The following is a 10,862-nucleotide window of genomic DNA, read 5'->3' as shown; positions in this document are numbered from 1 at the left end:
CCCAAGGAGGCCAACTCTCTCATCACAGGCGGATCCCAGGCAGGGGGGAAGGTCAGCGAAGCCCTTCGCTCTCTGCTTGTTCGGATTGAGCAAGGTGAGTTGCGCGGCGTAGCTACAGGTGCCCATGCACGGGTCCTGTGGTGGTCGGCCCGCTTCGCGGCCTCTGACGCCGGCTCGGACTACGACGCTCTTGTCGCACGAGCGCGCACCCTTAGCCCTCACTCTGACTTCGTCCCTCACGAGGCGTTACGCCTCGAGGCGATTGGCGGAACCGACGCCGCGCTCCAGATGCTTCGGAAACGCGATGACCCCGACGCACGGACCATCCTACTTTCGATACTAACAAAAAGGGGGCGCACTGCGGACGCATTAGAGTGGCTTGGGCAAGTTGATTCCCTCGAAAGTCGGCACTTAACCGCAGTCGGATGGCGAAATCTGGCAGTCACGTTCATGCTGGAGAGCCGCTATGGCGACGCCGCGCGTGTCCTCGCAAAGTGTACGCCAGAGCATGAATTAGAATGTCCAGACATTCTATACGTCCGCGGCCTGGCGCGCGCTGCATGCCTTTATCCCGACTACGCGCGTGAGGCGTTGCGCCATGGCGTCGTACCTGTTGGCGTGGCGATGCTCGAGGGATCCGACGTCGACACTATCCATACCCGTGCCGTCGCAGACCTGGAGCGCGCTAGCGCCGCCTTCGAATCGCTCGACCTAACGGAGCGAGGCCGTAACGCGCACGTAAGCGCACTGGCGTTGCGCCTCGGGTGCACGACGACACGTGACGCAGCACGTTCGGATCTAGCGCAGGAAATGGCACGACCGCCCTCGCCACCGCTCGACCTCATCAGCTTGGCACTCGAATACGGCATCGAATTCGACAAAGAAGGTGTCGAAGTGAGGCTCGCTCGTGCCGAACGCCTGAGCGAGCTCAGCCCGCAAGAAGTGGAAGCCCGCATTGCCCTTCTTCAGCACCAGCACCCGGCCCAACTTGCGATGTATCTTGAGACGAAAGCGGCTGTCCTTGCGGCATTTTTGACCGAAACGCGTGTAGCTGGGCTTCGTGTTGAAGCGTTGGCCCGCACGGGCGACATTGTTCGCGCTCGTCAGGTACTTGCTGATGCGCGCGATCTGCTTGGTGACGATCACGACCGGCTGTCAGCCCTCGTCGATTCCCACGCCGGACTGGACCCTACTGACGCGCTCGCGACGCTAGCGCGGGCAACTGGCGAGCCGCTCGACCTAGAGAATCTGTGTCGGGCTCTTGAGCGTAAACAAAACTGGCCAGCACTCGTTACGCCCGCGAAGGATTTAGCCGCAAAGGTGCCGAACACCCAGAACCTGCTCCGCGTCGTTGTGGCCCTGCAGCGCAGCCGTAGCCCGGACATGGCCGTGCTGGCCGCGCTCGATGAACATCCCGCACTCACGAAAGGCGACCAGCGGCTGAGCTTAGCCAGGGCGCACGCATTGCTTGGGGCTGGTCGGACCGCCGACGCGGTGACTTCAGCACGCGAGATTTACGCGGAGCACGGCGGTGCCGACGAGGCTGTCGTGGCCTGCAACGCGGCAATCCTCTCGGGTGACTGGGAGGCACTGCGCGAGATCGCGGGTAGGGAAGTCATGAACCGTGGAAAACGGAGCCCTGCGCATCTCGCTTGGTTAGGCACGGTTTGCGGTGAGCAGGACGAAGGCGCAGCTCTCGTGTTCGTCCGTGAGGCTGCGGGCCGGGAAGACGCAGACAGCATTACCCTGCTCAGGTGCGCCAATGCTGCACTGCGCGCTGGTGCGGATGACGAGGCCTTCGGCTGGATCCGGCGAGCGCATGACTTATCCGGTGACTCGGGTCCAGTCCAAACTCTTGATCGATCGCGTGCCGTCTCGGTTCTGGTCGAGCGGGCTGAACAGTCACGGTCGATTGGCGAGCTCCTCTCGTCGGGTCAGATCCCAGTCCATCTTGCAGCAGAGGCGCTCGGCATCGGACTTGGGCGGCTACTTCTCCAGAACCTGATCACGAACGCGCGGCAGTCTGATGGACGACGCCGGTCCGTGATTCCTCTCCGGCCCGGCTCCCGTCCGCTCACCCCACCATCGGGCGTACGGAGGCCAATCGTAGACGTGACCAGCCTGTTGGTACTGGCCTACCTAGATGCCTTGCCGATGCTCGACAGTGCCTTCGACGAGGTGGTGCTCCCATGGTCAACGATGGTCGTGTTGCGTCAGGAGACTGATCGGTTGCGTCACCATCAGCGCTCGATGGTGTTGCAGGCCCAGCAGTCGCGCGATCTGCTCGCATCCGGCGTTCTAAAGCGGCTCCCGGCATGGCGGGGACGTCGTGAAAGATCTGTCGAAACCGAGGCAGGTTCGGAACTCGCGGAGCTTTTGTCGCGGGCGAGCGCAGTCCACGGTCGCGTGGTGCACACGGCGCATATCTCACGAGTAGGCGCTGACGACGAAGAGCAGGCGCAGTTGGGAGACTTGGCACAGATCGTCCTAACCACGCGGCAGTTTGCCGAAATGCTCCGCGCGCGCGCGGCGTTGGACCAGGACCGCTTTGCGACGGCAACGGCTGTGCTTGAGCAGCATGATGCGGCTCCACCACCCGGGCCTGCCTACAGTGAGGGGCCTCTCTTTCTCTCATGGCTGGCGGTCGCCTACCTTCAGCCGCTTGGGCTTCTGAATGCCTTGGGGCAGGCAGGCCTGAACGCCTTCGTCTCTGACGAGGTGGCCGAAGAAGCGCTGGCGCACAAAGACCAAGAGGCGGACGCATTGGAAATGTCCCAGGCCTTACGGCGAGTTCGCGAGTGGTACAAAAATGGGCTTGCCGCTGGCAAGGTCCGGATCGCACCGCGCCTCCGGGGAACAGGCGATGAGGACGAGGAGGGCGAAGACAATGAACGGGACTCCGGGCGACTTTCGACGCTGAAAGAGTTCCTCCTCGCCCCCGATTGCGACGGCGCTCTGATAGACGACCGCTACCTCCTCCGACACACAAACATTGAGAGGCCTGGCGGTTCGGTGTCAGTGTTTGGCACACTGGACTTGCTTCGACACCTCGCAGGCAGCCCACTCCTCGCTGCTGAACGACACTGGAACCTGCGGCATCGCCTTCGTACGGGAGGCGTCGCGTGCGTGCCGCTCGACGCAGAGGAGCTTCGCTACCATCTCGGCCATCTGAACATCGAGAGTACGGGCGAGAGTGCGGAACTCCGAGCGATCCGCGAAGCTACCGCAGCCCTCCAAATTCGTAACATTTTGATACTGCCAGATGACGAGCCGTTCCTGTCATCTCTTCTCATCACTGCCTGCGGTACCATTCGACAAGTCTGGGCTGACGAGCACCTTTCCATCGACGTCGTGCGTCAGCGCGCAGACTGGGTCTGGGACCATGTTGCTCCAAAGCCATCGGATTGGTGGCACCGGCTGAAGTCCGAAGGCCGGTCAAATCCCACGGTGGACGTGTTTCGGAGCACTCTTGGGCTACTGCTACCGCTCTTCGTGATGGGGCGGGAGCGCCGTAGGGCAGCGCGGTCCTGGCTAGAGGAACGAGTGCTGTCCCCGTGGTGGACTGATCCGGCATTCCGGCAGGTCGCCACCGATGTGGCTCGGACACACATACTAGAGTTCTCAGCAAATCTTCCGCCGAACTTTGAGCAGGCTGATGTGGCCGACGAGCTCCTTGCTCAGCTACCCCCAGCCTTGGCTGCAGAGCTGCGCGCCGACGCGGCATTTCTAGAGGCGGTGGGGCTGAATGAGAGGCTTCCGCTGGCCGGTGCGGGTTCCGACATCGTGTTCTCACGCCCTCAGATGCTCGCGGCTGCACGTGCCGCACTTAGCGGCCAGTCGGCTACGGCTCGAGACCTCCGTCACGACCGCGATGTTGAGTTTACTGCAACGGATGGTCTCGTCATGCTGAGTTGGGAGGTCGACGGGCAACGAGAGCAGCGGGAGGCTCCGGCCGACCTCGCGCTGCTCTCGCCGCGCGCTGAAGAGCGCGTCCGCGCTCTCGAGCTACTCGTGGAGACCGCGGGGCCGTCTGGCCCCGACCCGTCGCACTGGCGTCCAATCGTAAAGGCGGAGGCGCTCGCGGACGTCGATTTCGAAACGATAGTCGAGGAGACGGTCAACGCCGTCCCAATCAGGCTTGCTCGCGCAGCGCGGGCACTTTCGCAAGGCGTCTTGGATCTTGAGCTCATCGTTCCAAAGGACATTCGGTACTGGGAAGGCCTTTGCGGCGATGCCCCGGCCTCACTGACCCAGGACGAATGGCTTTCGTCGGTGTGGCGGCCGCGCGCGAGACGCTTGTTAGCAACATTTGAAGGCCAAGGCTTTCGGCTCGTCGCAGCTGCAAACGGAAAGCCTGGGTTCATCGACAACTGTGCCGCGCTGCCGGCCGACGTACTCGCAGGTCTCGAAACCGAAGCGCAGTTGGAGTGGGGTCCGCTTGCCCGATTGGCCTTTATCGAGGCGGGAGCGGACCTCGTCTCAGCCGACAGGGCGCGGCTGGCCAATGGACTTGTGTTAGACCTCACCCAGACAGACGGGGACGAAGCAGAACGCACCAAGATTTTTGCCGGCCTTTTTCGGTTGGTGGGTCGTACGCTCCTTGTCCGCCCATGCATGGCAGATCAGCCTTCATGGTGGATCAGATTGTGTGCCTTGGCGCAGGCCGAGATGCTTTTTGCTCCGGTTATGGCGGTGCAACCGGATGTCCCGGAACTCCTTAAATCGATGCGAGATCTCGCACCAGCTGGCGGGCACTGGGCGGAGTTGCTGTCATTGCGCGAGGAACCGCTGTGGCGACCGGAGATGGTAAGCGCCGATTGGCTGCGTGCAGAAGTGCTCGGCCGGTTAGCGGCGTTAATTGCCCAGATGGGCAATAGTGAAGACGCGAAGAGCGCAGCGATTGCCGCTGGAGCAGCCGGCATTGCCATTGGGTACCCACCGGCCGGATTCTCGCCGGGCCCGCTCGAGTGTGTGGCTCTGCCGCACACTGCTCCCGATCTTGATCCAGATCTCGACGAGGCTTTGGATTTTGCCGTCCAGGCGCTTGAAGGGGAGCCTCCAGCTCCAGGCGCTTGGCGCTTTCTCGATATGGCGTCGCGCCACGTCAGGCTGGGTGATGCACGGCTAGCTAAGCTGGCTTCGGTTGCCTCTGGCTGGAAACCTGGTAGCGACAGCAGCGACGAGCGCTGGTCGCCACTGTTCCATCTCGCCCGCGCGGCGGCTGCCCAGCGAAACTCGCATCTTGCAGAGGCCATCCTGCAGACGCTCCGCGCTGCTCCTGAGGCGCTGGACGACTCGGCTGCCGCGCTACAGATTGCGCTGGCGGCGTCTGCGGCTTGGCCCGATTGCGAGGAAGCGGTTTCGCGATTTGCCGATGTATCGCTCTCTCTGGCGTGGCGAGCCGAGCGCCCTGGATGCGCCGGAATCGAAGCCGTTCTGGAGAGTGTCACCTATCACTTGCCGATTGGCGCGGCTTGGCGGTTATCATTGCCGCTGGTTGTCGCGAGGCTTGGTGCCAGCTCCCGAGGAGAGTGACGATTGTGTCTTCGAATTCTCAATGAGCGCGCGCCTTGACCACGGGGCGGCTCGGAGATGAGGAGCAGCTTTCTCGTCTCCGGTACCCTCTGCCAGGCGGTAGCCTCGCTAAATTTCGGCAATCTTGGTTCGCTTAAATCGCTGCAATTTCAATAGGATATAGCTTGAGGGTTAAATCGTCCTACCCCCAAGCTTCGGAGATTTTTAAGGCTCCGGAGAGCGATTTCCGGGGTCGTTGCGTTCTCCAACCCTCAAGCCGACCCAGAAAAATCCCAGGAAACCTGCGGTTCACGGCGCTACTCGGGAAGGGGGAATGTGAGGTTGGGAAACCGACTGGAGCGGGCGAAGGGATTCGAACCCTCGACCCCAACCTTGGCAAGGTTGTGCTCTACCCCTGAGCTACGCCCGCGCTCCGTTCGGCGTGGGGGGTTATTACCATGCCGGCGGCGGATTGCAAGCACCCCCCTCTCGCCCATGGACAACGCGTCGCGCAGGGGCAGGATGCGCCCGCTGCATGGCACCGCCGACCCAGGACCCGATCGCCCATGGAAACACCCGAAGGCCTGCTCGCCCGGCTCGACGCGCTGGGGATCGAGGCGCGGACCGTCCGCCACCCGCCGGTCTTCACCGTGGCGGAAAGCCAGGCGCTGCGGCCGGACCTGCCGGGCGGGCATTCCAAGAACCTGTTCCTCAAGCCTGCGAAGGGGGAGGGGCCCTTCCTGCTGCTGGTGCTGGAGGAGGATCGCCGCGCCTCCGTCAACGCGCTGGTCCGAGCCGCCGGCGCGCCGCGCAGCGCCTTCGCGGAGGCGGAGCACCTGCGGGCGCAGCTCGGCGTGGAACCGGGCTCCGTCACGCCCTTCGGCCTGGTCAATGCCAGCCCGGGCGCGGTGCGGGTTGTGTTCGACCAGGGCTTGATGGAGGGGTTCGAGTGGGTGAATTTCCATCCGCTGACCAACACCATGACCACGGCGATCCGGCCCGCTGACATGCTGCGCTTCCTGCGGATGCTCGGCCATGAACCGGCCCTGCTGGCGGTGCCGGAGGCCGGCTGAGCGCCACCCCCGCTTGCTTCGCGCGCCGCGTGGCGCATCTATGCACCAAGAACCCCCCTCGCCGTGCCCATCGGGCGCGGCCGGACCGAGGAAAAGCTGCCATGGACGTGATCTTCGACCCGACCCGCCAGACGGCACCCGGTGGCTCCCCGGCCGGCGGCGATGTCATCAAGGATGGCGACCAGCGGACTTTCATGGCCGACGTGGTGGAGGCCAGCAAGGAAACGCCGGTCCTCGTCGATTTCTGGGCGACCTGGTGCGGCCCCTGCAAGACGCTGACGCCGACGCTGGAGAAGGTGGTCCGCGCCGCGCAGGGCCGCGTGAAGCTGGTGAAGATCGACATCGACAAGAACCGGCAGCTGGTCCAGCAGCTGGCGCAGATGGGTCTGCCGCTGCAATCCGTGCCGACGGTGGTCGGCTTCGTGCAGGGCCAGATCGCCGACCTGTTCCAGGGCGCGCTGCCGGAAGGGGAGGTGAAGAAGTTCATCGAGAACCTCCTCAAGATGGGCGGCAGCCAGAGCCCGGCGGCCGACCTGCTGGCGGAAGCCAAGGCGGCGGTGGAGGCCGGGGACCATGCCGGGGCGGTGGAGCTGTTCGCGGCGCTGGCCGAGCAGGAGCCCGAGAATGCCGAGGCCCTGGCCGGCATGGCCCGCTGCCTGGTGGCACTCGGTGAGGAGGAGCAGGCGCAGGAGGTGATCGACGGCGTCCCGGCCAAGATCCGCGACCATGCCGAGATCGCCTCCATCCGATCGGCGCTGGAACTGGCCGCCGAGGGCCGCAAGGCGCGGGAGAAGACCGGGGAGTTCGAGCGGCGCCTGGCCGCGGACCCGGATGACCACGCCGCGCGGATCGACCTGGCGGTGGCGCTGAACGCCATGGACAAGCGGGCCGAGGCGACCGATGCGCTGATCGAGGCGATCCGCCGCGACAAGGCGTGGAACGAGGAGGCGGCGCGCAAGCAGCTGCTGAAGTTCTTCGAGGCCTGGGGCTTCACGGACCCGGCGACCCTTGCGGGACGGCGGAAGCTCTCCACCCTACTGTTCCGCTGATCATCGCGGCCCCAGCCCGGGGCCCGGGGTGACACGCGGCGCCATAGTGACCGCCGGGCGTATTGGCCCGGCGGCGGAAACGGAACCGATGCCCCCCTTCCATCCCGCCTTCGACGAGCTGCCCACGGAGATCCCGATCTTCCCGCTCTCCGGCGCGCTGCTGCTGCCGGAAGGCCGCCTGCCGCTCAATATCTTCGAGCCTCGCTACCTCGCGATGGTGGAGGACAGCCTGGCCGCCGGGCGGATGTTCGGCATGGCGATGCCGGACCCCGGCCTGCCGCGGACGGAGATCGGCAGCCAGGTCTACCGGGTGGGCTGCCTCGGCCGCCTGTCCTCCTTCGCGGAGACGGATGACGGGCGCTACCTGATCACCCTGACCGGCGTCATCCGCTTCCGGGTGATGGAGGAGGTGGCGGGACGCCGGGGCTACCGGCGCGCGCTGGTTGAATACGGCGACTACGCGCCGGACCTGATGGTGGGGCACAAGCCCCGGATCGACCGGGAGGCGCTGGTCGGCGCGCTGCGGCCCTACTTCAAGGCGCGTGGCATCGAGGCGAATTGGGAAGCCGTGGAGAATACCGGCGACGCCATGCTGGTGACGACGCTCTGCATGGTCTGCCCCTTCGATGCGCGGGAGAAGCAGGCGCTGCTGGAGGCCCGCGGGCCGGAGGAGCGGGCGGCGATGCTGGTGGCGCTGATGCAGATCGACGCCCATGGCCATGGCATGGCGCCCGAGGGGCGGCCAAGCTAAACCGGCCCTCTCTGACGGAGCCTGACGATGAGCGAGACGAGCACCGGCGCGGTGGACCCGCGGCTGCTGGAGATCCTGGTCTGCCCGGTCACCAAGGGGCCGCTGCGCTATGACCGTGAGGCCGGGGAGCTGGTGAGCGACAAGGCGGGGCTGGCCTATCCCGTGCGGGACGGCATCCCCATCATGCTGCCGGATGAGGCGCGCAAGATCGGCTGACGCTCGCCCCATGGCGAAGCTCACGGAAATCCGGCTCAACCGGGCGGAGAAGCGGCTGGAACTGGCCTGGGATGACGGCACCCAGGCGGGGCTGGCGGCGGAATATCTGCGGGTCGAGAGTCCCTCGGCCGAGGTGCAGGGGCATGGGCCGGGGCAGCGGGTGATCGTGCCCGGGCGCCGACATGTCGGCATCATGCGGGTGGAGCCTGTCGGCCATTACGGCGTGCGGCTGGTGTTCGACGATCTGCACGACACCGGTATCTACAGCTGGGACTTCCTCCGCCAATTGGTGGAGGAGCAGGAGGCGCGCTGGGCGGCCTATGAGCAGGCGCTGGCGGCCAAGGGGCTGTCCCGCGATCCGCCGGCGAGGCGGGGCGCCGGGGCGAGCCCGGGGTGATGGTGGGGCCGGCCGGCCTTCCGCGGCGCGCCTTCTAAAAAATACTATGCCCTCAAAAATACTACGGATTTAGGGCCTTTAGGCCATTTAGTGCCGATTCCGGGGTGGCTTTGGACAAATTCCCGGCCCTGCGCAGGGTTCGGATGGGGTGGTTCAAGGAGCCGCCTTGTCGGCGTATCCGGAACATAAAGCGAACATACCCGCCAGGGCCAGAGTTTTCGGTCGCTCCGCCGATTCGAGACGGTCCAGGGGGGTCTCCCCCCCATGGTCCGTTTGGGCGGTTGGGGTGCGGGGGAGGGCAGGGCCCTCCCTGCCCCTTTCATCCCCGGTTCAGGAACGGCCGTGCCGCCGCCAGTGCCGCCTCGCATCCCGGTGCCGCGTCCCGTAGCACGGATTCGGGCGTGGTGGTCCCGATGGTGGCGCCGAAGGCGGTGGAGATGGCCCACCAGGGGTCGTCCATGGCGCGGTTCACCAGGCGGGGCGTGGCTTCGGTGGCGCAGCGCGTCACCTGTTCCACCACGGCGGTGGGGGCGCGTCCGGCTTCGAGGGCGGTGGCCATGCCGGATTGCAGCGGCCCCAGCAGGAAGGTGGCGACGAACCAGGCGAAGAGGGCCTCGATCATCTCACGCGCTGCCTTCGCCGTGGCGGGGGCGCCCGCGCAGCAGGGCGTGGGCCAGGCCGGCGAGGGCCAGGATCGCCACGATGGCGGTGGTGGCGCGGGATGCGGTGGCGGGGCCGGCATCGCCCGCCAGCAGGGCCGGGATCTGGGGCAGGGCGGTGCCGCCGCCCATCAGCGCGATGGCGCAGACGAAGGCGCCGAGGCCGGCCGCGGCCCAGGGGTTGCGGAGGAAGGACGCGCCGAGGGCGATGGCGCCGAGGATGGCGGGGATCAGGGCTGTCCAGTGCACCGTGCCGCTGGGCAGGAGGTAGCCGGCGGCGCCGATGACGAGGAGGACCAGGCCGGCGGCGCGCAGAACCCCGGCCAGGCGGATATTGGGTTTGGTGGTCATGGTCGAGGCCCCCATGTCGTGGCGCCCCGGCATCGGCCGGGTGGCACGAGGTGGTGATCCGACATCGCGCGGCCTGTCCCGCTTGCGGCGGGCAGGGCGCGCCAGAGGGGCCCGGATCGATGGCTGGGAGATGGCCTTGGAACCGTGGAGGTTCAAGGTGGGGCGGTTCAAGGTGGGGCGTCAGCCCAGCGCGTGCACCACATCCTTCACCGCGCCCAGCACGCGGCGGGTGGTGGCGAAGAGGGTGATGAACTCATAGGCGATCAGGAAGACCGCCAGCGACAGCAAGGCGGGGGCGTGGCGTTGCAGCCGGGCGAAGCCGCGCAGCGGGGCCTCGGGCCAGGGCAGCGCCATGATGAGGCGCGTGAGGCCCACGCCGAGTGCCGCGCCGGCCAGCAAATCCGTCAAATAATGGAAGCCGAAATAGAGCCGCGGGAAGCAGACGACGAGCGCGGCCCAGAGGGCGGCGACCAGGCCGAGGCGGCGGGAGAAGGCCCAGGCGGCGGTGGCCAGCGCCGCGGCCAGCACCGCGTGGTCCGAGGGGAAGGAGGACCATTCGCCGAGCGTCGGCAGGGCGGCGGATTGCGGGAAGAATTCGGGCGGCAGGGTCAGGCGCGGGCGGTCCCGGGGCGGCATCGCATCCTGGATGAAGCGGCCGAAGGCGATGGTGAGGATGACGCCCGCCAGGCTGCCGAGGACGCGGCGGGATCGCGCGGCCGGGTTCTCCCCCGCCGGCTGCGCCGGCCTGACCCCCGCCGGCTGCGCCGGCCTGACCCCCGCCGGCTGCGCCGGCCTGACCCCCGCCGGCTGCGCCGGCCTGACCCCCGCCGGCTGCGCCGGCCTGACCCCCGC

Annotated in this window: 9 protein-coding genes and 1 tRNA gene; 6 read left to right on the top strand and 4 right to left on the bottom strand. The window is 66.5% G+C overall.

Features of this window, described 5'->3' with window-relative positions; genetic code table 11:
• Window positions 1-450: 450 nt before the first annotated feature.
• A complete protein-coding gene (locus tag ACTIE5_RS12040; protein WP_439549942.1) occupies window positions 451-5,535 on the top strand; it encodes an HTH domain-containing protein in 5,085 nt (1,694 codons plus the stop codon).
• 334 nt (window positions 5,536-5,869) lie between these two features.
• Here ACTIE5_RS12040 and ACTIE5_RS12035 read toward each other — a convergent pair.
• Window positions 5,870-5,944, bottom strand: a tRNA-Gly gene (locus ACTIE5_RS12035).
• A 136-nt stretch (window positions 5,945-6,080) separates the two neighbouring features.
• Between ACTIE5_RS12035 and ACTIE5_RS12030 the strand changes: the two genes are divergently transcribed.
• From ACTIE5_RS12030 to ACTIE5_RS12010, 5 genes are all read left to right on the top strand, one after another.
• The gene (locus tag ACTIE5_RS12030) at window positions 6,081-6,587 is read left to right on the top strand and encodes a prolyl-tRNA synthetase associated domain-containing protein (protein WP_439549941.1); all 507 of its coding nucleotides are present in this window, start codon (window positions 6,081-6,083) and stop codon (window positions 6,585-6,587) included.
• Between the two features lie 101 nt (window positions 6,588-6,688).
• Window positions 6,689-7,636 (top strand): tetratricopeptide repeat protein, encoded by a 948-nt coding sequence (locus ACTIE5_RS12025; protein ID WP_439549940.1) that lies wholly within the window; start codon window positions 6,689-6,691, stop codon window positions 7,634-7,636.
• 88 nt (window positions 7,637-7,724) lie between these two features.
• The gene (locus tag ACTIE5_RS12020) at window positions 7,725-8,387 is read left to right on the top strand and encodes an LON peptidase substrate-binding domain-containing protein (protein ID WP_439549939.1); all 663 of its coding nucleotides are present in this window, start codon (window positions 7,725-7,727) and stop codon (window positions 8,385-8,387) included.
• A gap of 27 nt (window positions 8,388-8,414) precedes the next feature.
• Window positions 8,415-8,603, top strand: a complete 189-nt coding sequence (locus ACTIE5_RS12015; RefSeq protein ID WP_439549938.1) for a Trm112 family protein — start codon at window positions 8,415-8,417, stop codon at window positions 8,601-8,603.
• Between the two features lie 10 nt (window positions 8,604-8,613).
• The gene (locus ACTIE5_RS12010; protein WP_439549937.1) at window positions 8,614-9,000 is read left to right on the top strand and encodes a gamma-butyrobetaine hydroxylase-like domain-containing protein; all 387 of its coding nucleotides are present in this window, start codon (window positions 8,614-8,616) and stop codon (window positions 8,998-9,000) included.
• A gap of 319 nt (window positions 9,001-9,319) precedes the next feature.
• On the opposite strand, the gene ACTIE5_RS12005 is transcribed toward ACTIE5_RS12010, so the two are convergent.
• From ACTIE5_RS12005 to ACTIE5_RS11995, 3 genes are all read right to left on the bottom strand, one after another.
• Window positions 9,320-9,622 carry a hypothetical protein gene (locus ACTIE5_RS12005; RefSeq protein WP_439549936.1) on the bottom strand — a complete coding sequence of 101 codons (303 nt, stop codon included), beginning with the start codon at window positions 9,620-9,622 and terminating at the stop codon, window positions 9,320-9,322.
• 1 nt (window position 9,623) lies between these two features.
• On the bottom strand, window positions 9,624-10,010 hold the full coding sequence (locus tag ACTIE5_RS12000) for a hypothetical protein (protein ID WP_439549935.1): 387 nt from the start codon (window positions 10,008-10,010) through the stop codon (window positions 9,624-9,626).
• Between the two features lie 180 nt (window positions 10,011-10,190).
• Window positions 10,191-10,862, bottom strand: a 672-nt coding sequence (locus ACTIE5_RS11995) for a phosphatase PAP2 family protein (protein ID WP_439549934.1), incomplete at its 5' end; no start/stop codon positions are given.

It is taken from the genome of Falsiroseomonas sp. (genome assembly GCF_051859025.1).
Lineage (GTDB): Bacteria > Pseudomonadota > Alphaproteobacteria > Acetobacterales > Acetobacteraceae > Falsiroseomonas.
This window is presented reverse-complemented; position numbering and strand designations above follow the sequence as displayed.